Genomic DNA, 24,249 nt, shown 5'->3' on the forward strand with positions numbered 1-24,249 from the left:
AGGAGCGGGAGACTACGACGTCTGGTAGCAGTTGCAACCGCCGCCTCAACGCGGCTTGATCTCCGCATATTTCGCCATCGCGCGCTCGAACTTCCGGTTGAACAGCCACATCGCAGCGAGGATCTCCCGGAAGCTGGCCGAGGTGCGCGCCCGGTCGGCGTGTCCGAACGCAAAAATGCTGTTGTTGCGCAGGTGCTTCATGATCGTTGGGCTGGACACCCGGTAGTTCAGGAGATCGCCCGATTTGAGCGCGGATCGCGTCGGGGTCGGCACGATCTGGATCAGCTCGAACAGCTTCATCTGGTCGATCGGGTCGGGCAGCGTCTTCACGATTCCCGGAATCTCCCGGAAGACATCCGCATGCGCATTCATCAGGCCGTCGCGCACGTTGGTCCAGTGGTTGAAGCGGTGATCGGTGCCTCGGGCGCGGGCCTCTTCCTTGTCGTCGCGCGCGCCCAGGGCGGGATCGGCCGCCGCGATCTCTGCCTTGATCGCTTCCCATTTCCTGCGGCCGTTGCGGTCCTCGGACGGGCCGGTCTGGAAGCTGCCCATATAGGTGTTCGAGCGCCCGTTGCGGACATTCTGCTTGCCATTGGTCTCGGCGAAGAACAGGCCGAGGCTGATCCGGCCCGCAGCTTCGGCGTGAGCCGGTGCAAGCCCCTTGGCGCGCGCGATCGCTGTGGCGAGATCGACGACGTCCTTGAAGGGCGTCGCCGAGTTCTGCGCGCCGGCCGGCGGCGCCTCCATGACGTCGAACAGCTTTCCGTATTCGTCGATCAGCGGCTCGATGTCGGCGTCGAAATAGGCCGGTGGTATCTCGAACTTGTTGGGCTTGCCGATCCGCGACGGCATGGCGTCGGTGAGATCCTTGTAGCCGCTGATGACGGCGACGCGCGCCAGATAGAGCGCCTGTCCCGGCAGGTGCGGCAGCGGCTCCTTTGCCTCGATCTGTCGGCGGCGCTCGGCAAGGATGGATTTGAAATCACCGAGCGCGCGATCGTAGGTGGCGAGCGCCTCCGATTGCTTCGCGTTAAGCGTTTGTGCCCGGCTGATTGTGAACGTCGTGAGGATCAGCCCAAGCACCGCCAGGGCCGTGGCGGCATGACATCGTCGTCCCATGGCTGGTCCCCATGTGCCGGAGATTCGTCGGTCACGGGATCGTAAACATCAAACCCGCGGACTGGCGAGTTGCAAATCACGCTCGACCCGGGTTCTCCGACCTTACGCTGTGGCCCGGTAGTCCGGCGCCGTCGCCAGGAACTTCGCATAGGCATCCGCATCCGGCGGCTGGAAGTGTCCGGCGAGCCCGCCGCGCTTCTGGTTCTTGGCGCCGATGTCGGCCATGAGCTCGTCGAAATGGCGGTAGTGATAGGGCGCGACGCAGAGGCCGCCATAGACGCCGGCAGCCGGCCGTTCGACGCGCTTGAAGTGCAGCATCATCTCGACGTTGTCGCGCATCGCTTGCGCCGTCGGCTGGTTCGCGAGCTGTCCATCGGCATAGCGCACCAGCCAGTTCGCCGCGAGGTCGGCACAGAGCACGGTGCAGAACGAGGAGTTGAAGCCGACGAAGCCCATCTCCGGCAGATCAGGGTTGGCGATCAGGCGGTAGAGCCGGTACTGCCCATCCGCATCGACCAGTTTCTGCCGATAGGCCGCGGGCAGGAACGGCACGCCGAGCTTGTAGCCGATCGCGAGCACGGCGACGTCGGCCGCAACGCGCTCGCCACCGCTCATCACGATGCTGTCGCCTTCATAATGATCGAAGCTGCCGAACACCGCCTTGATGCGGCCGTCGGCGACCATCGGGTAGAAGTCCGGCGTTGCGATCGGAACCGAGCAGTTGACGCCATCCTCGATCCGCTCCTTCGGCACCATCTTGCAGCGGTTCAGCTTGAGCTGCGCCTTCAACAGGCTCTCCAGTCCGCGCCAGTTTGCCCAGATCAGCGGCGCGGCGATGCGGTGCGCGAGCCGTGCCATGGAGCTCGCGCCCCAGCCCGGAAACATCTCCTCCTGCGCGCGGATGTAGAGGATGCGTTTGAAGTTCACGAGCCCGCCGATGAAATAGGGAATGCGCCACACCGGCTCGCGCATCACGATGGTGACCTCGCGCGCGCCCGATTTCACCGCGTTCACCGTGATGTCGGTTGCCGACTTCGAGCCGCCGAGCACGACGACGCGTCGCCCTTTCGCCAGTGTCGGATCGCCGTATGTCGACGAATGCAGGATCTGTCCGCCCTGCGCCAGAAAGCCGTCCTCGCCCGGGCAATGCAGCTCGCGCGGTTCGTTGAACTGCCCGGTGCAGACCGCGACGAAGTCGAAATCTTCGTTCGTCGTGCCGTCCTTGTTCGACAGCGCGAGCGTCCAGCCTGGCTTGCCGTCGGCGCGCCGCGCCATGTCCGCGACGGCGGTGTTGAGGCGCAGCATGCGGTCGAGACCGAAGCTCTTCGCATAATCGGCGAGATAGGCATGGACCTGCGGCCCGGTCGGCCATTCCGGATAGGTGTCCGGCATGGCGCGATCGGTGTAGCGGTAGAGCTCCTTCGGGCTCTGGGTCTGCACCTCGGGATAGGAGCGCGCCGGCTCCCAGACGCCGCCGAGATCGGCACTGCGCTCGACGATGGTGACGCGATGGCCGTGGCTGGAAAACGCCTTTGCGGCGGCGAGGCCGGAGACGCCGGCGCCGATCACGCAGACATGCTTGGGGCTGACCATGGGATTCCTCGCAATCAAGGTGTTTCGGGCGCAAGCGACCGCGCTCGGCCGCGATGCGCGACCGGCGGACCCGCAAGCAGATGAAACTGGACGAGAAGGCTCGCCGCCTAGTCGTTGGCTTCGGGCGGCAGGAAGTCGACCTCGTGCAGTGCCGAGATGCGCACGACTTCGGCGGGGTCGGTCAGATTGTGAAGCTGGTTGAACAGCGCCTCCAGCTTCTGCATCGGCGAGACCCAGAACAGCGCGCGGCACGGCTTGTCGGACTTGTTGAAATAGCCGTGTGGGACGCCGCGCGGCATGCGCACGAGATCCCCGGCATGGGCCTTGACCCATTGGCCGTCGAGCTTGAGGTCGAGCGTGCCTTCCTGCACCAGGATGAACTCGTCCTGGGTCGGATGGATGTGCACCGGTACGAACTGGCCGGGCTCGCTGTTGGTCTCGAACGCGAAGGTGGAATCTGTGACGGCCTTGGGGAAATAGACCTGGCCAAGGATGTTCCAGCTCTTGCCGCCATAGCCCGTGCCGTTTGTAGTAATGCCCTTTTCGAGTGCAGTCATGGCTCGCTCCTCATGGATTCCAGCGAGGATGGAGCTTCGACCCGTCGACGGTCGGTGTCTATCCGCTAAACGAATCCGGACGCGACTGCTGCCGTGCAGCATGATGATTCTGCGACGCGGCCCTTTCCGCGTTCGAGGAACCATTATAGGCTTAAAGCAATTCCGTGACGCGAAGCGTGGTCGACGATGTCCGCAGCCGTGCTGGAAATCACCGCAAGAACGTCTGCAGCCGACCGGCTTGCGGACTTCGCCCGCGTCACCACGGACGATGTCGACGAAGCGGCAGAGCAGGTCGGACGCATTTTCTGCCCGCACGATCTCAAGCCGATACGGCCGCGCGGGCCCGGCTTCTCCGCCCGGCACAATTGCGCGGCGTTCGACGGCTTCTCCATCAACTATGTCGCCTATGGCGGGTCGGTGAGCATCGATCCCGGCTGCCTCGAGCGCTTCTTCCTGGTGCAGGTCCCGCTCACCGGCACCGCCCGCATTCGTGCCGGCGTCGGCGAAATCGATGCCGCGCCGGGCCGGACGGCGTCGCTGCTGTCGCCGACCATCCCGACCCGGATGATGTGGAACGACTGTGCGCAGGCGATCCTGCTGCTCGACCGTCGCATGGTCGAGCAGCGCGCTGCGTCGCTGTCGGGCAGGGCGGCCGGCCCGGTCGAGTTTGATGCCGCGATCGACCTGGACGCGCCGGCGGGGCAGGCCCTGCGAACCAGCCTTGCCGAGCTGATGCTGCTTGCCGAGCGTCTCGGGCTGTCCGGCAGGCTTTCACCGGTCGCAATGGCCGATTGGCGCGAGGTGCTGCTCGATCATCTCCTCAATGGCCAGCGCCATGGTCTGTCGGACGCCATCAGGAGGTTCTCGGGGCAAGCCGAGCGTCTGCCGCGTGCACTGCGCGCCGCGCGGGACCATCTTGCGGAAAATGCCGGTGAGCCGCTCGACCTCGCGCAGCTCGCCTGCGCGTCCGGGATCGGCGTCCGCGCGCTCCAGCTCGGATTCCGCCGCCACTTCGGCGTATCGATCTCGGAGATGCTGCTCGACATGCGCCTCGCTGCTCTGCACGCCCGGCTCGCGCAGGCTTCGCCGGATGTCTCCATCACCGAGATCGCCTTCGATCTCGGCTTCACCCATCTCGGCCGCATGGCGGGTGCCTACCGTGAAAAATTCGGCGAGACACCGTCTGCAACGCTGCGGCGAAGGATGAGCTAGGCGGCAGACATCTATTTTCTCGATCGCGTCGTCCCGCTGTCTTCGGCCGCTTGCCTCCGCAAAAAGCCCTCGACATCAGCCTGCACCGAATACGGCGTCGGGATCGGATCGCCCGCGGCGTCGACGGCGGTGTCGAGGGAGCGGCGCAGCATGCGCGCGAGCTCGGCCTTTCGGTACGGCTTTGCCAGAAGCGGCGCGCCCATGGTGGCGCGTCCCTGCGCGTGCAGCGAATCGTAGGCATAACCCGAAGTGAACAGCACCCGCAGCGAGGGCCGCGCAGCCACCATCTGTTCGGCGAGCTCGCGTCCGTTGACGCCGCCGGCCATCACGATGTCGGTGAAGAGCAGATCGAACGGCGTGCCTTCGGCCACGAGGGCGAGCGCTTCGGTCGCGTTGGCGGCGGAGATGACCTTGTAGCCGAGGCTTTCGAGCTGGACGGTGACATATTGGCGGACGTCGCGATCGTCCTCGACGCAAAGGATTGTCTCCGTGCCGCCCACGACCTTGCGCTCGTCATAGCCGGCCGGACGGAGCGTGCTGGTCTCGGCCTTCGGCAGGTAGATCCTGAAAATCGTGCCGCGGCCTTCCTCGGACGTGACCTTGATGCCGCCGCCGGACTGCTTGACGAAGCCGAACACCATGCTGAGACCGAGCCCGGTGCCCTTGCCGACATCCTTGGTCGAGAAGAACGGATCGAAGATGCGTTCGAGAATGGCTTGCGGAATGCCCGTGCCGGTATCGGCGATCTCGATCTCGACATAGTCGCCGGCATAGCCGGCGCCCACCGCGACGGCCTCGCGTACGCCGAACACCACGTTGCGCGTGGTCAGCGTGAGCTTGCCGCCATCCAGCATCGCGTCGCGTGCGTTGATCGCGAGGTTGAGCAGCGCCGCGCTCAGTTGGCCGCGGTCGGCGAAAGCCAGCCAGACGTTGCGGTCGAGCCTGGACACGATCTCGATCGTCTTGTCGAAGGTCGCCAGCAGCAGCTTTGCGACCTCTTCCAGCAGCTCGTTGACGTCGATCTCGGCCGGTTGGAGCGCCTGCTTGCGGGCAAAGGACAACAGGCTCGACGTCAGCACGGCGCCGCGATCGGCCGCCTCGCTGATCAGCTTGGTGATGGTCGCAAGTGGCGGGTCGTCCTTCACGGCGTCGGCGAGGATCTCGATCGTGCCCGTGATCACGGTGAGCATGTTGTTGAATTCGTGCGCGATGCCGCCGGTGAGCTGGCCGACCGCCTCCATCTTCTGGGCCTGGATCAGCTGCTCCTCGGCGGCTCGCTTCTGGGTGACGTCCTTGACGAAATTGTTGATGATGGTGCGCCCGCCGAGCTGGAGCGCCGTGCTCGACGCCTCGATCCGGATCTGGTCGCCGTTCCGGTGCAGCAGCGTCGCTTCGAACCGGATGCCGATCGGCGTATCCGACAGTTCCGGCAAAAGCCGCATCATGCGTTGCCTGAAGCCGTCGCGGAGGGGCTCGGCGATGAGGAGGTTGACGACGTCGGCGCCGAGCGCCTCCTTGCGCGTCCATCCGGTCAGGGCCTCGGCCTGGACACTCCACTCCAGGACGATGCCGTTCGCATCGGTCTGAACGAAGGCGTCGAGTGCGGTCTTGATGACGGCCTGGGTCATCTGTGCGCTGGCCTGGGCCTGCTCGGCCAGTTGCGCGGCGGTGCGCTTGTCCTGCGCCGTTTCGATCGCGCGCGTGCACAGCCGTGCGAGCAGGACCGCAACGACGCCGCTTGCCAGCAAGGCGACGACCTGGGCAATGCCGAACCAGGTTCCGGTCGCGGCATGGGAGGCGAGGAGCGCCGCGGCGGTCACGACGACCTGCGCGGCCATTGCGAGTGTCAGAAGCGGTCTGAGTTTCATGGTCTCACACCAGCGACGTCAATCGCGGGACCCTCGCGTTCGCGCTGTAGATTGCTCCGGCTTCACGTCAGCTACAGACTCTGCGGGCCTGCGTCGAGGGGCAATTTCCGGTGGGGCGCCGGCGTACCTCGCGCTTCAACCTGCCGGCGAATCGGTCTGGCGCAGCGTCGTGACCCAGATCACACGCGCGGCCTGCTGGGTCGGGTTGTCGAACATGTGTGGCACGATGCTCGGAAAGCGAAAACTGTCGCCGGCCTCGAGCAGATGAGCCTGGTTGTCGAGCCACAGCCGCAGGCTGCCGGAGAGGATGTAGCCGGCCTTCTCGCCCGTGTGCTGCAAGAAGTCGGTGCCGGACGAGGCGCCGGGGTTGAGCGTCAGCTCATAGAGTTCGAGCTGGCCCTTGTCTGCCGGCGTCAGCGCTTCCTTGACGACGCCGCTGGCGGTGAGCCGCAGCAGGCGCCGGCTGTTCTTGCGCACGATGTAGCGCTGCACATCGGCGGGATCGCTGGTCTCGAAGAAGTAGGAGATGGGAACGTCGAGCGCGATGCTGAGCAGGCGCAGGGTCCGTATCGACGGCATGGCGCGCGCGCGTTCGAGCTGGCTGATCATGCCGTTGGAGAGTCCGGTCTTGGTGGCGACGTCCTGGATCGAGAGGCCGGCGCGCTGCCGCAGCAGCCGAACGGTTTCGCCGAGCCGCTGGTCGACCGCATCGTCGGCCTCGATTGCCGGGGCGTCCTTCGGGCCGTTGGTCTCGCCGCGACCATCCATGTCGCTCTCCCATGCATTGCCTCGCCGCCGGAATGGCCGGCGGTGTGAAAAGGTCGCGCATCCTAGCAATGTGATTGACAGCTGTATTTAGTCATGATGAACTTTTGACTGAAAAATTTAGAAGCACTAAAGCCCACTCCTGTCCCTTTGCCGGGTCTCGGGGGCGCGGGAGACGGTGCCGTGTGCGGGAACGGAGACTGGTCATGGCAGACAGCACCGGCAAGTTCGGCGTTGGCGGACTGCATCATCTCGGCATTCCGAATCGCCGACAATTCTTCCAGCTCGGCGCGGGCGCCGCGGCGGGATGGACCCTTGCAGGCAACGCCTTTGCACAGACCGAACGCCCGACCAGTCCGCCGGACAAGCCGCGCGGGCAAGTGATCGCGGCGCTGTCGCAGGAGCCGACCGTCTTTCATCCGCTGATGCCGGGGATCGAGGTCGATCAGGGCATCTGGTGGCAGGTGTTCTCGCCGCTCTGGTTCATCGAACCCGACGGCAAGTTCGTCCCTGATCTCGCGCGTGAAGTCCCGACCGTCGAGAATGGCGGCCTGTCGGCCGATGGCCTGACCTGGAAGATCAAGCTGCGCAGCGACGTGAAATGGCACGACGGCACGCCGTTCACGGCCGAGGACGTCAAGTTCTCGCTGGACCTGATCAACAATCCCGACTTCCGCGTCCGCAATCGCGTCGGCCACAACCTCGTCAAGGACATCAAGGTCGTCGCGCCCGACGAGATCCACTGGCGGATGGAGGCTCCCTATTCGCCCTACATGTCGATCCTGTCGCTCACCTTCATCGTGCCGAAGCACATCCTGGAGAAGCTGTCGGATCCGAACGCCTCGCCGTTCCACAATGCGCCTGTCGGCACCGGGCCTTTCCGCTGGGGCGAGCGCGTGCCCGGCGACCATATTCAATTGAATGCCCACGCCGGCTATCACGGCAAGGGACCTTACGTCGAACGCGTGGTCTTCAAATACATTCCCGATCTCACCGTGCTCTACACCCAGTTCCGCACGGGGCAGGTCGACTACACCGGCCTGCAAGGCATCTTGCCGAACTTCGTGCAGGAGGCGAAGACGCTGAAGGGCCGCAAGATCTTCGTCTCCGCGACCTCGTCGGTGGAGCACGTCGCACCCAACCTCGAATTCGGCCCCTTCGCCGATCGCGCGGTGCGCGAGGCGCTCTACCTTGCCATCAACAAGCAGGCGATCATCGATGCGCTGAACTATGGCCTGCCGACGCAGACCGAGAGCTTCGTGCCGCAACAGGCCTGGTCGTTCCAGCAGGGCCTGCCGCAGCACAAATACGATCCGGCCAAGGCCAACGCGCTGCTCGATGCCGCCGGTTGGACCCGCGGCTCCGGCGGCATTCGTGAGAAGGGTGGGGTCAAGCTCGAATTCACCAACTCGACCACGTCAGGCAATGCCGTGCGCGAGCAGACCCAGCAGCTCCTGATACAGGACTGGCGCGCGATCGGCGCGGCGATGCGGGTCAACAACATGCCGGCCGCAGTGATCTGGGGTGATTTCTGGCAGCAGTCGAAGTTCAATTCGGTGCTGGTGTCCGTGAACTTCATGCTCGGCAGCGACCCCGACGTGACGCCGCGCTTCGGCTCCGGCGCGATCCCGGCCAAGGGCGGCCGCGGTTACAACACCTATCAGTACAGGAGCCCGGAGGCCGATCGTCTGCTCGCCGAGGGCGCCAAGCAGTTCGATCTCGCCCAACGCAAGACGACCTATGGCGATCTGCAAAAGCTGATCCGCAACGACCTCGCCATCCTGCCACTGTTCCAGGGTTTTATCGCCGAGGGCGTGAAGGAGGGGCTGCAAGGCTTCCGTCCCAACATCAACACCTCCATCAACTGCTGGAACATCCGCGAATGGTACTGGGCCTGATGCCTCAGGCTCGCGGGATCGGCTGAGATGGCCCGTTACGTCGTCAACCGCCTGGCGCAGGCGATCATGCTGCTGGTGATCGTCTCCGCGATCGGCTTTGCCCTCCTGCATCTGGCGCCCGGCGGTCCGCTCTCGCAGTTCGCGGCGTCCGCGCAGATGACGCAGGAGGACCTCGACCGCGTCACCAAGCAGCTCGGCCTCGATCGCCCGTTGCCGATCCAGTATCTCGACTGGTTCGGCCGCATGCTGAAAGGCGATTGGGGCAAGTCCTATCGCGACGGCGAGGCGGTGCTGTCGGTGATCTCCTCCCATCTCGGCGCCACGCTGGAGCTGATGGCGACCGCGACCATCATCGCGGTACTCCTCGGCTGCTGGATCGGCATACTCGGTGCGCTCCGGCGATATTCGCTGTTCGATTCGCTCGCCACCGTCGGCGCGATGATCGCGCTGTCGATCCCGACCTTCTGGTTCGGCCTCGTCACCATCTACGTGTTCTCGGTGAAGCTCGGCTGGCTGCCGGCCGGCAATCGCCAGACTATCGGCGACGGCTCCTTCCTCGACCTGCTGCATCATCTGATCGCGCCGTCGATGGTGCTGGCGCTGGTCGAGACCGCGATGTGGGGCCGCTTCATGCGCTCCTCCATGCTCGAGGTGATCAATCAGGATTACATCCGCACCGCGCGCGCCAAGGGTATGCCGGAATGGCGCATCCTCACCGTCCACGCGCTGCGCAACGCGTTGCTGCCGATGATTACGGTCGCGGGCTTGCAATTTCCGACGCTGCTCGGTGGTGCACTGGTCGCCGAGACCGTGTTCACCTGGCCCGGCATGGGTCGGCTGTTCCTGGATTCCATCGGCTACCGCGACTATCCCGTGGTGATGGGCATCCTGATGTTCTCGGCGACGATGGTGTTGATCGGCTCGCTGCTCGCCGACATCCTCTATGCCGTCGTCGATCCGCGCATCCGGGTGGGCTAGGGATGACGGCTGCGACCCTCTCGACTGTTCAGCTCGCGCCCGGCCAGGCCGCATGGCGGCGCTTCCGCCGGCACCGGCTTGCGCTTGCGGGTGCTGTCATCATTCTGGTGCTCGTCCTCGGCTCGGCGTTGGGTCCTTATCTGCTGCCGTTCGACGACACCTATATCGACATCATGAAGCGGTTCGCGCCGCCTTTGTCGGGCGCGCACATTCTCGGCACCGACGAGCTTGGCCGCGACGTGCTGGCCCGGCTGATGATGGGCGGGCGGGTCTCGCTCTCGATCGGCATCGTCGCGATGGTGATCGCGATGGCGGTCGGCGTCGTCGTCGGCGCCTTCGCCGGCTTCTATGGCGGCGTGGTCGGCGCGGTGCTGATGCGGCTCGTCGATGCCGTGCTGTGCTTTCCGACCATCTTCCTGCTGCTGGCGCTCGCGGCGCTCACCGAGCCCGGTCTCGTCACCACCACCATCCTGATCGCGGCCACCGCGTGGATGGCCGTGGCCCGCGTCGTCGAAGCCCAGGTGCGATCGCTGCGGGAGCGCGAGTTCGCGGTCGCTGCGCTCGCCTTCGGCTCGTCGAACCTGCGGATCATGTTCCGCGAGCTCGTGCCCAACGCGATCGCGCCGATCGTGGTGGCGGCGACGCTGAACGTCGCCAAGGCGATCCTGCTCGAATCCTATGTCAGCTATCTCGGCTACGGCATCCAGCCGCCGGCCGCGAGCTGGGGCAACATGCTCAACAACGCGCAGATCTATCTGACCAGCGCGCCATGGCTCGCGATCGCGCCGGGCGTTGCCATCACGCTGGCGGTAACGAGCTTCAATTTCCTCGGCGACGGCCTGCGCGACGCGCTCGACCCGCGAATGAATATCCCATGACGAGCCCACCCTCGAGCCGACCTGCTTCGATCGAACTGAATAGCTGGAGTGTCCCATGTCCCCGCCGCTCACCCGTATAAACAGCGACGAACGCCTGCCGGCGCAGGCGGACGTCGTCGTCATCGGCGGCGGCGTCATCGGCGTGTCCGCAGCCTACCATCTGGCGAAGAAGGGTCTCTCCGTCGCACTCGTCGAGAAAGGCCATGTCGGCGGCGAGCAGTCGAGCCGCAATTGGGGCTGGTGCCGCCAGCAGGGCCGCGCCCGTGAGGAGATTCCGCTGGCCCGCGAGGCGCTTCGGCTGTGGGAGGACATGCAGAACGACGCCGGCGTCGATGCCGGCTTCCGCCGCACCGGCGTGCTGTTCCTGACCAAGAGCAAGGACGAGCTCGCCAGCTGGGAGCGCTGGGCCGCAACTGCGCGCGAGATGCAGGTCCACTCGACCGTCCTGACCCCGGCGGAGGTCGCCGAGCGCATGCCGGGCAATACCGACAAGTGGGTCGGCGGCCTGCACACGCCGAGCGACGGGCGTGCGGAGCCGTCAATGGCGGTGCCTGCGCTTGCGACGGCCGCGCGAAAGCATGGCGTCACCATCCATCAGGGCTGCGCCGCGCGCGGGCTGGAGACCATTGGCGGAAAGGTCAGCGCCGTCGTCACCGAGAAGGGCACCATTCGCACGCAGGCGGTGCTGCTGTCGGGCGGCGCCTGGTCGTCGCTGTTCTGCCGCCGCCACGGCATCGAGCTGCCGATCGGTCTCGTCAACGCCACCGCATGCCGAACCACGCCGGGACCGGAGATCACGTCCGGCGCGCTCGGCACCGATCTCTACTGCATCCGCCGCCGTCTCGACGGCGGCTTTACGCTGGCGCTGCGCAACCGCGGCACGGTCGAGCTGTCGCCCGACCTGTTCCGCTACGCGCGCACCTTCTGGCCGACCTATCTGCATCGCAAGAACGGGCTGAAGCTCTCATTCGGCAAGTCGTTCTTCGACCAGATCGTGCGCGGCACGAGCTGGAGCTTTGACAAGCCGTCGCCGTTCGAGACCGAGCGCGTGCGCGATCCCGAGCCCGACATGTCGCTGGTCAATGCGGCGCTGGCCTCGCTGATCAAGGCGAACCCGGAGCTGAAGGACATCGAGATCGCGGAAGCCTGGGGCGGCACGATCGACTGCACGCCCGATACGATCCCCGTGATCGCGCCGGTCGATGCCTTGCCCGGCTTCTTCCTCGCCACCGGCTTCTCCGGCCACGGTTTTGGCATCGGCCCCGCCGCCGGCAAGCTCGCCGCCGACATCGTCACCGGTGCGACGCCGCTGGTCGATCCCGCGGCCTACAGCCACAAGCGCATGATCGACGGCCGGCGTCTCGCGCCGGTCAGCCCGTTCTGAGAGTGCTGGTGGCATGACGGTTCTTTACAAGGCCAACATGGTTCGCGGCGCCGAATGGGCGCGCTTCTTCGCCGAGCGCGCGCCCGATGTGCCGTTCCGGCTCTGGCCCGACATCGGCGATCCCGCAGAGGTGCGCTACCTGGTTGCGTGGGTTCCGCCTGATAACATCGCGACGACCTTTCCCAATCTCGAGCTGGTCTTTTCGGTCGGTGCTGGCGTGGATCAGTTCGATGCCACAAAACTTCCACCGCACATACCGCTCGTCCGCATGCTGGAGCCCGGCATCGCCGAGACGATGGTGGAATACGTCACCATGGCCGTGCTCGCGCTGCATCGCGATCTCCTGCACTTCATCAGCCAGCAGAAAGAACAGGTCTGGCGCGAGATCCGGATCACGCCGGCAAAGCGCCGGCGTGTCGGCGTGATGGGGCTGGGCCAGCTCGGCCAGGCCGTGCTCGACCGGCTCAAGGCGTTCGACTTTCCGCTTCTCGGCTGGAATCGTTCGCCGCGCGAGATTGAAGGCGTCACCTGTTACGCCGGTACGGACACCTTGCCGGAGTTTCTCGCGCAGGCTGACATCCTCGTCTGCCTGTTGCCGCTGACCGATGAGACCCGCGGCATCCTCAACGCCGATCTGTTCGCGCGCCTGCCGCGCGGAGCAGGGCTCGTCAATGTCGGGCGTGGCCCGCATCTCGTCCAAGCCGATTTTCTCGCGGCGCTCGACAGCGGCGCGCTGTCAGGTGCGGTGCTCGACGTCGCCGAGCCCGAGCCGCTGCCCGCCGGCCATCCGTTCTGGAGCCACCCGCGCATCCTGCTGACGCCGCACAATGCCAGCATGACGACGCCTGATACGGCCGTCGATTTCGTGCTCGACGTCATCGCACGCCACCGCCGCGGCGACGATCTGCCGGGGCGCGTCGATCGCAGTCGCGGCTATTAGGGCAATCGCATGAGCACCGGCGCAAGCAGGCCTGATCCGAACGTTGCCGAAGCGCAGGCGCCCGTGTTGTCGGTCGCGGGCCTGACAACGTCCTTTCTGCGCGAGCAGCAATGGATTCCCGTCGTGCGCGACGTATCGTTCGATATCGCGGCCAAAGAAACCGTGGCGATCGTCGGCGAGTCCGGTTCGGGCAAGAGCGTCACCGCGCTTTCCATCATGCGGCTCATTCCGAAGGAGAGTGGCCGGGTCGAGGGGCGCATCAACCTCGCGGGCCGCGATCTGCTGACGCTGTCCGAAGCGAGCATGACGGATGTCCGTGGCGACGATGTCGCCATGATCTTCCAGGAGCCGATGACGAGCCTCAATCCGGTGCTCACCATCGGCTTCCAGATCGCCGAGGCGCTGATCCAGCATCGCGGCCTGTCGCGCGCGGCGGCGGGGGCCGAGACCATCCGTCTGCTCGATCGTGTCCGCATTCCCGCGGCGGCATCACGCTTCCACGAGCATCCGCATCGTTTCTCCGGCGGCATGCGCCAGCGCGTGATGATTGCGATGGCGCTCGCCTGCAAGCCGAAGCTGTTGATCGCCGACGAGCCGACGACGGCGCTCGACGTCACCATCCAGGCGCAGATCCTGGAGCTTCTGAAGGAGCTCCAGCAGGAGGAGGGGATGTCGATCCTCTTCATCACCCACGACATGGGCGTGGTCGCCGAGATCGCGGACCGTACCGTGGTGATGTATGGCGGGCAGGCGGTCGAGACTGACGCGACCGCACGCATCTTCGCAGCACCTTCGCATCCCTACACAAGCGCGCTGCTCGCGGCCGTGCCGCGTCTCGGCTCGATGGTCGGGCGGACGCGGCCGATGCGATTTCCGATCGTCGACAAGGTCACGGGGACCTCGGACGAGCCGGCGGAGACGCCCGACACGGTCTCGATGGCCGAGCGGCCGCTGCTCGAAGTCGCCAACCTCACCACGCGCTTTCCGATCCGCTCGGGCTTGTTCGGAAAAGTCTCGGGCCGCGTCCACGCGGTCGAGAACATCTCCTTCACCTTGCGTGCCGGCGAGACGCTGGCGCTGGTCGGCGAGTCCGGTTGCGGCAAGTCCACGACAGGCCGCTCCATCCTCAAGCTGACGGAGCCGGACAGCGGCACTGTCCTGGTCGACGGCCATGACGTCCTCGCCATGAACGCCCGGACCTTGCGCGACTTCCGCAAGCAGATGCAGATCGTCTTCCAGGATCCGTTCGCGAGTCTGAATCCGCGCATGTCAGTGGGGACGGCGATTGCCGCGCCGCTGCAGGCCAACGGTCTCGCGACTGCCTCACAGGCGCGCGACAAGGTGGCCGATCTGCTCGTGCGCGTCGGCCTGACCGCGGATATGGCCGCGCGCTTCCCGCACGAATTCTCCGGCGGCCAGCGCCAGCGCATCTGCATTGCGCGCGCGCTCGCGCTCGGGCCGAAGCTGATCGTTGCGGACGAGGCGGTCTCCGCCCTCGACGTCTCGGTCAAGGCGCAGGTCGTCAACCTGATGCTCGACCTCCAGGCCAGCATGGGCCTTGCCTATCTCTTCATTTCCCACGACATCGCGGTGGTCGAGCGCATGAGCCATCGCGTCGCGGTGATGTATCTCGGCGAGATCGTCGAGACCGGTCCGCGCGCAGCCTTGTTCGGCAATCCGCAGCATCCCTACACGAAGAAGCTGATGGCCGCGGTGCCCGTGCCCGACCCGTCGCGCCGCGGCACGAAGCGCGAGACCTCGAACGACGAGATCAGAAGCCCGGTGCGCGCACCGGATTATCAGCCACCGGTCAGGCAGTATCGCGAAGTCTCGCCCGGCCACGTCGTCCAGGTCTGGGGCGAGGAATGGTCGGACTAGCGCGCGAAGGCGCGCCACGGATGCTTTCGAGAACGCACGATAATATCGTGCCATGATCTGCCGCACACGTTAACGGTGTTGTCCTTCGCGAGGCCAAGCCTGTGAAATCGTGCTGAAATCACAATGAATTCACCTCGTCGCGACGGACTGCGACCGCCTGCCATAATCTATATGCTAATCCGGCGAAGCTGGACCGTCGGCCGTCGATCTCCGATAATGCATCGACTCCGAAAGGCTGGCGCTGACGTGCCTTTCACGGATGGAATATTGAAATGACACAAGCAGGCGTCTACGGGCAGAGGCTCGGGCGAGGCCTTCACGTCAAGGAAGCTCCGGTTCTGATTACGCGCTCGCTGCGCAGCGCAGAGGTCGCGGTCACCGAAGTCCGCAATGACAAGCCGACGCCCGAGCTTTCCGGCTCGCTGCCGGCGGAGGATGCTTACCTCGTCAGCCTGAAGCTCCGCGACTATCCCGCCTGCGAATGTTGGGAGGAAGGCCGCTACGTCACCAGAGAGGATATTCGTGCGGGCGCGACCTATCTGTACGACCTCAAGCGAGATCCGCGCTATGTGATCGACAAGCCGTTTCACTCGCTCTTCTTCTATTTGCCGCGCCCGGCCCTTCACGACATGGCGAGGCAACCCGGCGCGCCACGCATTGGCGAGCTCAGTTACGAGCCCGGTGTGGGCCATGACGACGGGGTGATCCGTCATATCGGCGCCAGCTTGCAGGAAGCACTGCGTCGGCCTGACGAGACCAACCAGCTCTTCATCGATCACATGATGCTCGCGCTCACCGCTCACGTCGCCCAGACCTATGGCGGGCTGAAGCCTGTCGCTGAGCCTAGCCGCGGCGGGCTCGCGCCATGGCAGGTGAAGCGCGCCTGCGACCGGCTCGACTCCGATCTCTCAGGCAAGGTCGCGCTGGAGCAGATCGCGACCGAGCTCGGCCTTTCGGTCAGCCACTTTTCACGCGCATTCCGGATCTCCACCGGCCTGCCACCGCATCAATGGCTGCTGCGCCAGCGCGTGAAGGCGGCCACGCAGCTGATGACCGTCCGCAACCTGCCGTTGTCCGAAATTGCGATCTCGGCTGGATTTGCCAATCAAAGCCATTTCACGCGGGTGTTCACGCAGATGGTCGGCGTCAGTCCGGGCGCATGGCGCCGCGAAACCCATGGCGGGCCGGACGCGTAGCGCGTTTTCGAGCGCCAGAATCAGAATCCAAATCAGTGCCGCTTCGCCAGCGAAATCGCCTGCTTCGTGCCCGTGAATTCGTGAGGCGCTGCGCTTCCGGGCAAGCATCCCGGCCATTCCTTCAGCAGGCGGCGACATCACGCTGAGGGAGGACGAAGCCAGGGTGGAGGCCGCCGATTTCCTGCACGAGGATTTCGCGCGGCGGCATCGGCCATCCGCCTGACGAGAGTTTTGCGGCGCGCCGTGGCCTACCCGACGCGAATAGATCTGACGTGGCGAAACGCAGGACAGCTTGCGAACTCACGGCGCCTGTCAGTTCGCGCTTCTGTGCTCCGGGGTACGCAACGATGCAAACTTAGTCCTCCTAAAATCGTGACTGGATGGAGCGACAGGGCACAGGAGTGTGTGAACAGTCTCATAGTTCATCACCCTCTTTTCGAGCTAACTCTCCTCCCAGAAATTGCCGCACCCGGAGCTGACTGACAGACACGGGTGAGATGCAACGCCTGCGAAGCCGCGTGCTCGCAGCTTTGGATTGGCTCTCGTCTCGGTTACGAGCATGCCAGCCCCATCACTCAGCCACATCTTTTGGAAATTGGAATCAAGGGCATCGCGAAACGCGTCCACGCAGCTTCTGATCGGGGTCGGCCGGTAGGCTGCTACTTACTAAGGAGCCCCCAATGAAGATAGGCAACGCAGTTTCCAGCGCATTTTCCCTAACGAGGTACGCCGGTAATCTTGGGATCGCCCGTTCCAGTCTTATCAAGTCGGCCCATCTCCTCGAAAGAATTGGGCTCGCAGCCGTTGGGGCCTCTTGCGGCCTCTATGTGGGTGCGACCCTGTTGCGTCAGAAAGGCGGGCTTTTTGAAAGCGGCTGGATCGTACTGCTAACGATGCTCTACGGAGCTCTCAGCTATTATGTTGGAATTGATTTGTCCCGGTCTGTCGCTCGGAAGTCGATTTCGAGCAACTCGGAAGAATACAACGGCTCTGAGGTTGCTGAGATCATGAGTGCGGCCGGGACGTTCGGCGCGGCGATTGCAGCGACCCTGTCCGTCAGCATCCTTGTCCTTGATCAAAGCCTACCCAATGGACTGATAGCCTTTCTCGCCGGCTGTTGGGTCGTTGGGTCTTCGCTTCAAGTTGCGGCGGGAACGATGGCGCGCAACTACGAAGTGCCCATGGACAAGGAATGAAGACAACCCTGCTCACGGAAGGGCGTCTGCCTGGCATCGTGACGTGGGCACAAGCCCTCGTGCAAGGTTCGGCTTAAGGTCTGAAGTCGCGGCTGCAGACTCATCGCAACCTCTGTCGTCCAACGTTGAGCGCGGACGATTTTTAGTAGCGCAGCCGTTGGCATCGAGCAATGTCTCTGCTTGGAAGCGGCATCGGTACTGGACAACCTAGATTGTCGCGCAACAAACAAGGCGTGCCATCATGGTGGCGTTGGGATATTGTCTTCGCGCGCCGTGGTCCAAAATTCTGCTAACCGCCAACCACACGATCGGTGGAGCCAATGCAGATCGCGGAGTGGCTCGAGAAGCTGGGGCTTGGGCAATACGCGGAGCGTTTTGCCCAAAATGGGATCGACATGAGTGTCCTTCCCGAACTGATGGACGAGGATTTCGATAGGCTCGGAGTGCTGCTCGGCCATCGCCGCAAAATGCTGCGTGCTATCGCCGACCTCGATCCAGCCGCGCTGATCGCATCGCCGGCTCCTCCTCACGACGCCGAGCGGCGTCACCTGACCGTTATGTTTTGCGATCTGGTCGGCTCGACTGCGCTCTCGGCGCGTCTCGATCCCGAGGACATGTGGGAAGTGATCCGGGCCTACCGCGCCGCCTGCGCGAGCGTCATTGCCGCTTATGATGGCAGGATAGCCAGGTTCGTCGGTGACGGAATACTCGTCTATTTCGGCTATCCCCGCGCCCACGAGGATGATGCGGAGCGCGCAGTGCGTGCGGGCCTCGACACCGTCTCTGCGGTTGGGCAACTCAAAACGGGCACCACCGAACGGGTTGAGCTGCGGATTGCGATCGCGACCGGGCTTGTGGTGGTCGGCGACCTCATCAGCGGCGATGCGTCAGAGGAGCACGCAACGGTCGGTGATGCACCAAACCTCGCTGCCCGGCTCCAGAGCCTGGCGGAACCGGGAGCGGTCGTCGTTGCCTCTTCGACGCGCAGGCTGCTTGGCGATCTCTTCACGTTTCGCAATCTCGGCCGTCGCGAGGTCAAGGGGATAGCCGAACCCATCGCGGTCTGGGCGGTCGAGGGCGCGACCGCATCGGAGAGCCGCTTCGAGGCGGTCCACGCGGCGCGCTCGATCGGCTTCGTCGGCCGCAAGGAGGAGATCGAATTCGCGCTCTCGCGCCAGCGGCTGGCATGGCAGGGGCAGGGCCAGATGGTGTTGATCTCCGGCGAAGCAGGCATCGGCAAGTCGCGCTTTGTCGCAACGCTGTCCGAAAGCCCCGCGTTGGGGGCGCACCGCCGGATGCGATATCAGTGTTCGCCCTACCACACCAACAGTGCGCTTCATCCCTTTGTCGCGCAGCTCGAACGCGCGGCCGGTATCCGCGCGCACGACACGCCGGAGCAAAAGCTCGACAAGCTCGAGGCAATGCTGGCCCTTGGGACGCAGCAGGTCGCTCGGGCGACACCGCTCATTGCGGCTCTCCTTTCGATTTCAACCGGCGACCATTATCCGCCGCTTGGTTTGAGCCCGGCGCAGCAGCGGCGACAGACATTTGCCGCCCTTCTCGACCAGCTCGAGGGCCTGGCGCGAGAGCAGCCCCTGCTGGTTATCTGCGAGGATATGCATTGGGCCGATGCCACGACACTTGAACTGTTCGACCTCGGGGTCGATCGGATCAGGGGGCTGCCGATACTCATGCTCATGACAGCCCGGCCGGAGTTCGAGCCCTCCTGGTCGGGTCTTGCCAACGTCGCTCTGTTGCGGCTCGACCGACTCGACCGGCAGGACACACGCGCGCTGGTCGAGCAGGTGACCATTGGTCGCCAGCTGCCGCGCGAGATGATGAAGCAGATTATCGACAAGACGGACGGCATCCCGCTATTCGTCGAGGAACTGACCAAGATGGTGCTGGAGTCCGGACTGCTCATCGAAGATTCCGGACGCTACCGCCTCGATAGTCCGCTCCCGCCGCTCGCTATTCCCGCGACGCTGCAGGATTCGCTGATGGCGCGGCTCGACCGGCTGGCTCCCGTCAAGGAGGTGGCGCAGATTGGCGCCGCCATCGGCCGCGACTTTTCATACGCGCTGCTGAGATATGTGACAGGACGCGATGATCTGACACTGAGCGCCGCGCTGGGGCAACTCGAAGAGGCGGAGCTGCTGGTGCGTCGCGGAACACCGCCCGACGCAAACTATAGCTTCAGGCACGCTCTCGTTCAGGAAGCGGCCTATGAAGGCCTGCTCAAGAGCAAACGGCAGCTGCTTCACAAGCGCATCGGCGATGTCCTGCGCGAGAAGTTTCCCGTCGTTGCCGAGACTGAGCCGGAAGTTCTGGCACACCACTTCACTGAGGCGGGGCTGAATGAGATCGCCCTCGAATGGTGGCGCAAGGCGGGCCAGCAAGCGCTGAAGCGCTCGGCCTATTCCGAGGCGATCGCGCATCTCGGCAAGGCGATTGCGTCCGCCGATGAGGTGCCGGATGATCCCCGCCGGATGATGAGCAGGCTGCATCTTCAAATCGAGTATGGCCGTGCATTGCGAGGCAGCCTCGGTCATAGCGCTCCCGAAACCGTAGCCGCATGGACGCGTGCCCGACGGTTCGCTGCCGACATCAATGATCCCGTTGAACTCGCGCCGGTCCATTCGGGTCTCTTCAATGCTTGCCTGACCCACGGCGAACTCGCTCCGATGCGGGAGCTGGCGGATGCCATCAGGAGCGCCGCTGACCGACGACCGGACTCACCGGTGGCCGCCGTCGTTGCACATTGGACGGGCGGGGTTACCTGCTGGTTCGGCGGTGACTACTTGGACGCGAGGATGCATCTCGAGCAGGCATTCGAGATCTATGGTGCCGAGCCGGATCCCGCGATGTTCAAGGCTTCGGCACTGGATCTCCCGTTCGTGATCATGAGGTTTCTCGCCCTGGTGCTTTGGCCGCTTGGCAAGATCGCGCGCGCACGCCGCCTCGCCGCCGAAGCGGTGAGTGCTTCGGGAGAAAAGCGGGCGCTGTCCCAGGCCAACGCGCTGGTTCATCGCGCTGTGTTCGACGGCCTATGCGGAGGCATGTTGCAGCAAACGGAGACAATCCTGGCGCTCGGTCTCGCGCGCGACCACACGATGCCGTTGTATGTGGCCGCCGGCACCTACCTGAATGGCCTCGCCAAGTGGCGTGCCGGCGACCAAATGACCGGACTGACGGAAATGCGTCGCGGCTGGACCTTGCTGCACGAGAATGACTGCTATCTCTGTGAGCCGTTTTGGGGGATGCATGTCGCCTTGGCGAACGCAGCGTCGGGCCAACTCGAAACCGGGCTGGAAATCTTGAGCGAATTGATCGCATGGACCGGGCAATCCGGCCAGCATTGGCTTGATGCCGAGCTGCATCGCGTCCGCGGCGAGCTTTTGTGGCGTCTTGATCCTTCGGACGAAGCCGGTGCGGAAGCTTCCCTCAACCGAGCGCTTGAGATTGCACGACACCAGCAGACGAAGACTTTCGAGCTGCGCAGCGCCCTTGGACTTGCACGCCTGCACAAGAGAAATGGCCGAGCAGGCGGGGTATCCGAAGTGCTTGCCGCTGTGCTGGCCGAATTCGATGTGGAGCGTAATCTTTCTGAAGTCGTGGAAGCGAAAGAGCTGCTTGAGCAAGTGCATTAGGCACGTGCCGTTTTCCCCCAGTCCGGGGGCAGGGAATGACAGTCACGAATTCACGTGTACGAAATCCCGCAGCAGCGGATAGATCTCGTTATTCCATCGCTTGCCCGAGAACACGCCGTAATGGCCGACGCCGGCCTGCATGTGGTGGACGCGGCGATAGGCGCGCACACCGGTGCAGAGGTCTTGCGCGGCGAGCGTCTGGCCGATCGAGCAGATGTCGTCCTTCTCGCCCTCGACCGTCATCAGTCCCATGCGGCTGACGGCCTTGGTGTTCACGGGACGGCCACGGTGCATCAACTTGCCTTGCGGCAACAGGTGCTCCTGGAACACGTCGCGCACGGTCTCGATGTAGAACTCGGCCGGCAGGTCCATCACGGCGAAATATTCGTTGTAGAAGGTCTTGATGCTCGCGGCCTTCTCCTTCTCGCCCTTGGCGATATGGTTGGCGAGATCCATGTGCTGCTTGATGTGGCGCTCGAGATTCATCGAGACGAACGCCGTGAGCTGCACGAAGCCGGGATAGACCTTGCGGAGCGCGCCGCGGCATTGCACCGGCACGTAGTTGATCAGGTTCTGCTCGAACCAGTCGATCGGCCTGCTCTTGGCGAACTCGTTGACCCTGGTCGGCTGGATGCGCGTGTCGATCGGGCCTGCCATCAGCGTCAGCGTCGCAGGCCGCGAGGGGTGGTTGCCCTCGCACATGACCGCGGCGGCAGCGAGTGCCGAGACCGAGGGCTGGCAGATCGCAACCATATGCGGACGCGGGCCCAATTGGCCGAGGAAGTCGATGAGATGATCGGTGTAATCGTCGAGCCCGAAGCGGCCTTCGCGGCGTGGAATGTCGCGCGGATTGTGCCAGTCGGTGATGTAGACGTCGTGGTCCTGCAGCAGCGTTTTCACGGTGCCGCGCAGCAGCGTGGCGAAATGGCCCGACATCGGCGCCACCAGCAGCATGCGCGGCTGCTCCGGCGCGCCGTCCTTCCTGAAGTGCAGCAGCGAGCCGAACGGCGTCGCGTAGGCGACCTCCTCGGTGACGCCGACCTCGCGGTTGCCCACCATCACGCTGTCGATGCCGTAGGCCGGGCGGTCATAGGTGAGGGTGGAGCGCGAAATCAGCTCCAGCGCGGCCGAGAGCCGGCCGACGACCTGACCCGATAGGCCCTGCGGCACCAGATTGAGGAATCTGAGCGCGGACGAAGCTCCCGCCCGCCACGGCGCGGTAAGGTCCATATGGTTCTGAAAGGCCTGATAATACATCGACATCATACTGAAACGCCCACCCTCCCGCGCTGTCATGCAATATCGAAGCCAAACGGGGGCCACACCGCCCTCAAAACTGGCACATCGCTTGCTCCTCTTTTTGCGGGAAGCACAGGTCATGAGCACTCCCGCGGGCAGGGCGGGTGCAAGTCACAGGCGTAGGGAATGGGCCATATGGCGAAGGCGACACTGACCATCAGCAGCAAGAACTATTCGTCCTGGTCGCTGCGTGGCTGGCTGCTGACGAAATTTTCCGGGCTCGATTTCGAGGAGATCGTCACCGCGCCGGACGACGCGTCGGCGCGCGCGGAAATCCTCCTGCTGTCGTCGTCGATCCTGGTGCCGTGCCTGCGCCACGAGGGCGCCGTGGTCTGGGATACGCTGGCGATCGCCGAATATCTCAACGAGGCGATGCCGGATGCCGGTCTGCTGCCTGATGACCGCGTCCAGCGGGCGCATTGCCGCTCGATCTGCGGCGAAATCCATTCCGGCTTCACAACGTTGCGCGCGTCGCTGCCGGTCAATCTGAAGGGGCACTTCCCCGGCTTCAAGATCTGGTCGCGCGCGCAGGCCGATATCGACCGCGTCTGGTCCATCTGGCGCGACTGCCTGGAGAAATCAGGCGGTCCCTTCCTGTTCGGCGCGAGGCGCACCATGGCGGATGCGATGTACGCCCCCGTGGTGACGCGCTTCGTGACCTATGACGTCAAGCTCGAGCCACTGCTGAAGGCCTATGCCGATACCATCATGGCCATGCCCGAGATGCAGGAATGGATCGCGGCGGCCAAGGATGAGCCGGCCGAGATCGAGGAGCTCGAGGTCGAATATTAGGCAGGCTTCGCGCCCGCCTGCCTGTTTTGGGAGCGAGGCCCAGGCTGCTGCGCCCGGCAGCCATGTCTTTGAAGCCGTTAACTTTTAGCACCCGTGGCCGGCTCGGGCCGGCCCACATGCTGCGCAGATATTGTATACGCGTGGGGGCTTGTTGCGACATCTAGCCGTGAACAGCCGCGTACACGGCGTTCCGGCTGATTCGGACGTGATTCGTTCGGGCCGCGTTCCGTTAGTTAAGGCAGAGCGCGGCCCCGTTGCATTTTGAGACAGACGCCGCTCGTCAGGCGAAGCCCGAGTGCTTGACGCGCGGCACGCGCCAGCCGATGACGGTGGCTTCCACCGGGACGCCGGCCGCGTCGTTCTGCCAGCGGCCCTCGACATAGCGGCAGGCGAACGGCAGTTGATACGTTCCGCTATGATCCTCACACAGCACTTCGACCGGCAGGCCGGGGGGCGGTTCTCCGGCGCCATCGAATTCTGCCAGACGTCTATCGCGCGTTGCCATTCCAAAAATCTCCCCTAATCAAAGTCGCGGAAAGAGCGCCCACTTCTTCTTCCGCGCACGGTTCACTGCTCCCCGTCCGAGGGAACAACCCAAGCTCAACGCGAGAATGCGGTACGAGTGTGGTAGCCTCCGGCGTCGGCGCGCAAAAAGCGCACATTGCCGTGATATTGGACGAGGAACCTGCATGCTGCTTCGAAGCGCCGGCGTTTGTTTCGCGATGTTGTTGCTCGCCACGCTGGCGATCGCGCCGGTCCGCGCGCAAGACGTGCCCGGCATCGAGATCTGCACCGTCGAGAAGACCATGGAGCGGCGCACGAGCTGCCTCCAGAGTAACGTCGACTTCCTGCAGAAGACGATCACCAAGCTGACGCTCGATCATCAGCAGAAGCTCGATGCCGCCAACCGCCAGATCGACGCGTTGAAGACGACCGTGGCCGGCCTGCAGAAGACGCTGGGCGATCTCCAGGCTACGCAGGTGAAGATCGCGGAAGATCTGAAGAAGAAGCAGGACGCGCCGCCACCGAAGGACGCGGCAAAATAG

At 64.4% G+C, this 24,249-nt stretch carries 19 protein-coding genes; 12 read left to right on the plus strand and 7 right to left on the minus strand.

What is annotated here, in order from left to right:
- Positions 1-45: 45 nt before the first annotated feature.
- The 3 genes from BJ6T_RS13035 to BJ6T_RS13045 form a co-directional block, all read right to left on the minus strand.
- Entirely contained in the window at positions 46-1,119 is a 1,074-nt protein-coding gene (locus BJ6T_RS13035) for a hypothetical protein (protein WP_014492836.1), read from the minus strand.
- A gap of 102 nt (positions 1,120-1,221) precedes the next feature.
- Complete coding sequence (locus BJ6T_RS13040) at positions 1,222-2,730, minus strand: flavin-containing monooxygenase (protein WP_014492837.1); 1,509 nt, start codon at positions 2,728-2,730, stop codon at positions 1,222-1,224.
- A gap of 89 nt (positions 2,731-2,819) precedes the next feature.
- Positions 2,820-3,269, minus strand: a complete 450-nt coding sequence (locus BJ6T_RS13045) for a cupin domain-containing protein (protein ID WP_014492838.1) — start codon at positions 3,267-3,269, stop codon at positions 2,820-2,822.
- A gap of 186 nt (positions 3,270-3,455) precedes the next feature.
- Between BJ6T_RS13045 and BJ6T_RS13050 the strand changes: the two genes are divergently transcribed.
- The gene (locus tag BJ6T_RS13050; RefSeq protein ID WP_028170641.1) at positions 3,456-4,481 is read left to right on the plus strand and encodes an AraC family transcriptional regulator; all 1,026 of its coding nucleotides are present in this window, start codon (positions 3,456-3,458) and stop codon (positions 4,479-4,481) included.
- Between the two features lie 11 nt (positions 4,482-4,492).
- On the opposite strand, the gene BJ6T_RS13055 is transcribed toward BJ6T_RS13050, so the two are convergent.
- Positions 4,493-6,349, minus strand: coding sequence for an ATP-binding protein (locus tag BJ6T_RS13055; RefSeq protein ID WP_014492840.1), 1,857 nt, complete (start codon positions 6,347-6,349; stop codon positions 4,493-4,495).
- 135 nt (positions 6,350-6,484) lie between these two features.
- On the minus strand, positions 6,485-7,117 hold the full coding sequence (locus BJ6T_RS13060) for a cupin domain-containing protein (RefSeq protein ID WP_014492841.1): 633 nt from the start codon (positions 7,115-7,117) through the stop codon (positions 6,485-6,487).
- Positions 7,118-7,320: 203 nt separating this feature from the next.
- Between BJ6T_RS13060 and BJ6T_RS13065 the strand changes: the two genes are divergently transcribed.
- The 9 genes from BJ6T_RS13065 to BJ6T_RS13105 all read left to right on the plus strand — a co-directional run bounded on the left by BJ6T_RS13065 (position 7,321) and on the right by BJ6T_RS13105 (position 21,112).
- A complete protein-coding gene (locus tag BJ6T_RS13065) occupies positions 7,321-9,012 on the plus strand; it encodes a peptide ABC transporter substrate-binding protein (RefSeq protein ID WP_014492842.1) in 1,692 nt (563 codons plus the stop codon).
- A gap of 27 nt (positions 9,013-9,039) precedes the next feature.
- The gene (locus BJ6T_RS13070; protein WP_014492843.1) at positions 9,040-9,990 is read left to right on the plus strand and encodes an ABC transporter permease; all 951 of its coding nucleotides are present in this window, start codon (positions 9,040-9,042) and stop codon (positions 9,988-9,990) included.
- A gap of 2 nt (positions 9,991-9,992) precedes the next feature.
- The gene (locus tag BJ6T_RS13075) at positions 9,993-10,868 is read left to right on the plus strand and encodes an ABC transporter permease (RefSeq protein WP_014492844.1); all 876 of its coding nucleotides are present in this window, start codon (positions 9,993-9,995) and stop codon (positions 10,866-10,868) included.
- Positions 10,869-10,923: 55 nt separating this feature from the next.
- Entirely contained in the window at positions 10,924-12,252 is a 1,329-nt protein-coding gene (locus BJ6T_RS13080; protein WP_014492845.1) for an NAD(P)/FAD-dependent oxidoreductase, read from the plus strand.
- Between the two features lie 13 nt (positions 12,253-12,265).
- The gene (locus BJ6T_RS13085; RefSeq protein ID WP_014492846.1) at positions 12,266-13,192 is read left to right on the plus strand and encodes a 2-hydroxyacid dehydrogenase; all 927 of its coding nucleotides are present in this window, start codon (positions 12,266-12,268) and stop codon (positions 13,190-13,192) included.
- Between the two features lie 9 nt (positions 13,193-13,201).
- A complete protein-coding gene (locus BJ6T_RS13090; protein ID WP_014492847.1) occupies positions 13,202-15,070 on the plus strand; it encodes an ABC transporter ATP-binding protein in 1,869 nt (622 codons plus the stop codon).
- A 272-nt stretch (positions 15,071-15,342) separates the two neighbouring features.
- Positions 15,343-16,266 carry a helix-turn-helix domain-containing protein gene (locus BJ6T_RS13095; protein ID WP_014492848.1) on the plus strand — a complete coding sequence of 308 codons (924 nt, stop codon included), beginning with the start codon at positions 15,343-15,345 and terminating at the stop codon, positions 16,264-16,266.
- A gap of 680 nt (positions 16,267-16,946) precedes the next feature.
- A complete protein-coding gene (locus BJ6T_RS13100) occupies positions 16,947-17,462 on the plus strand; it encodes a hypothetical protein (RefSeq protein WP_014492849.1) in 516 nt (171 codons plus the stop codon).
- 320 nt (positions 17,463-17,782) lie between these two features.
- Positions 17,783-21,112: an adenylate/guanylate cyclase domain-containing protein gene (locus tag BJ6T_RS13105; RefSeq protein ID WP_014492850.1), complete on the plus strand. Its 3,330-nt coding sequence runs from the start codon at positions 17,783-17,785 to the stop codon at positions 21,110-21,112.
- 42 nt (positions 21,113-21,154) lie between these two features.
- Here BJ6T_RS13105 and BJ6T_RS13110 read toward each other — a convergent pair whose 3' ends face one another.
- On the minus strand, positions 21,155-22,378 hold the full coding sequence (locus BJ6T_RS13110; RefSeq protein ID WP_028170642.1) for a polyhydroxyalkanoate depolymerase: 1,224 nt from the start codon (positions 22,376-22,378) through the stop codon (positions 21,155-21,157).
- Between the two features lie 168 nt (positions 22,379-22,546).
- Between BJ6T_RS13110 and BJ6T_RS13115 the strand changes: the two genes are divergently transcribed.
- On the plus strand, positions 22,547-23,203 hold the full coding sequence (locus BJ6T_RS13115; protein ID WP_028170643.1) for a glutathione S-transferase family protein: 657 nt from the start codon (positions 22,547-22,549) through the stop codon (positions 23,201-23,203).
- A 280-nt stretch (positions 23,204-23,483) separates the two neighbouring features.
- Here BJ6T_RS13115 and BJ6T_RS13120 read toward each other — a convergent pair whose 3' ends face one another.
- Positions 23,484-23,708 (minus strand): hypothetical protein, encoded by a 225-nt coding sequence (locus BJ6T_RS13120; protein ID WP_014492853.1) that lies wholly within the window; start codon positions 23,706-23,708, stop codon positions 23,484-23,486.
- Positions 23,709-23,892: 184 nt separating this feature from the next.
- On the opposite strand from BJ6T_RS13120, the gene BJ6T_RS13125 reads away from it, so the two are divergent.
- Positions 23,893-24,249: a hypothetical protein gene (locus BJ6T_RS13125; protein WP_014492854.1), complete on the plus strand. Its 357-nt coding sequence runs from the start codon at positions 23,893-23,895 to the stop codon at positions 24,247-24,249.

The organism is Bradyrhizobium japonicum USDA 6 (assembly GCF_000284375.1).
Taxonomy (GTDB): domain Bacteria; phylum Pseudomonadota; class Alphaproteobacteria; order Rhizobiales; family Xanthobacteraceae; genus Bradyrhizobium; species Bradyrhizobium japonicum.

Coding starts and splice junctions, on each gene's coding strand:
- BJ6T_RS13035 (WP_014492836.1), bottom strand. CDS start 1,119: ATGGGACGACGATGTCATGCCGCCACGGCCCTGGCGGTGCTTGGGCTG.
- BJ6T_RS13045 (WP_014492838.1), bottom strand. CDS start 3,269: ATGACTGCACTCGAAAAGGGCATTACTACAAACGGCACGGGCTATGGC.
- BJ6T_RS13050 (WP_028170641.1), top strand. CDS start 3,456: ATGTCCGCAGCCGTGCTGGAAATCACCGCAAGAACGTCTGCAGCCGAC.
- BJ6T_RS13055 (WP_014492840.1), bottom strand. CDS start 6,349: ATGAAACTCAGACCGCTTCTGACACTCGCAATGGCCGCGCAGGTCGTC.
- BJ6T_RS13060 (WP_014492841.1), bottom strand. CDS start 7,117: ATGGATGGTCGCGGCGAGACCAACGGCCCGAAGGACGCCCCGGCAATC.
- BJ6T_RS13065 (WP_014492842.1), top strand. CDS start 7,321: ATGGCAGACAGCACCGGCAAGTTCGGCGTTGGCGGACTGCATCATCTC.
- BJ6T_RS13070 (WP_014492843.1), top strand. CDS start 9,040: ATGGCCCGTTACGTCGTCAACCGCCTGGCGCAGGCGATCATGCTGCTG.
- BJ6T_RS13075 (WP_014492844.1), top strand. CDS start 9,993: ATGACGGCTGCGACCCTCTCGACTGTTCAGCTCGCGCCCGGCCAGGCC.
- BJ6T_RS13080 (WP_014492845.1), top strand. CDS start 10,924: ATGTCCCCGCCGCTCACCCGTATAAACAGCGACGAACGCCTGCCGGCG.
- BJ6T_RS13085 (WP_014492846.1), top strand. CDS start 12,266: ATGACGGTTCTTTACAAGGCCAACATGGTTCGCGGCGCCGAATGGGCG.
- BJ6T_RS13090 (WP_014492847.1), top strand. CDS start 13,202: ATGAGCACCGGCGCAAGCAGGCCTGATCCGAACGTTGCCGAAGCGCAG.
- BJ6T_RS13095 (WP_014492848.1), top strand. CDS start 15,343: ATGACACAAGCAGGCGTCTACGGGCAGAGGCTCGGGCGAGGCCTTCAC.
- BJ6T_RS13100 (WP_014492849.1), top strand. CDS start 16,947: ATGAAGATAGGCAACGCAGTTTCCAGCGCATTTTCCCTAACGAGGTAC.
- BJ6T_RS13105 (WP_014492850.1), top strand. CDS start 17,783: ATGCAGATCGCGGAGTGGCTCGAGAAGCTGGGGCTTGGGCAATACGCG.
- BJ6T_RS13110 (WP_028170642.1), bottom strand. CDS start 22,378: ATGATGTCGATGTATTATCAGGCCTTTCAGAACCATATGGACCTTACC.
- BJ6T_RS13115 (WP_028170643.1), top strand. CDS start 22,547: ATGGCGAAGGCGACACTGACCATCAGCAGCAAGAACTATTCGTCCTGG.
- BJ6T_RS13120 (WP_014492853.1), bottom strand. CDS start 23,708: ATGGCAACGCGCGATAGACGTCTGGCAGAATTCGATGGCGCCGGAGAA.
- BJ6T_RS13125 (WP_014492854.1), top strand. CDS start 23,893: ATGCTGCTTCGAAGCGCCGGCGTTTGTTTCGCGATGTTGTTGCTCGCC.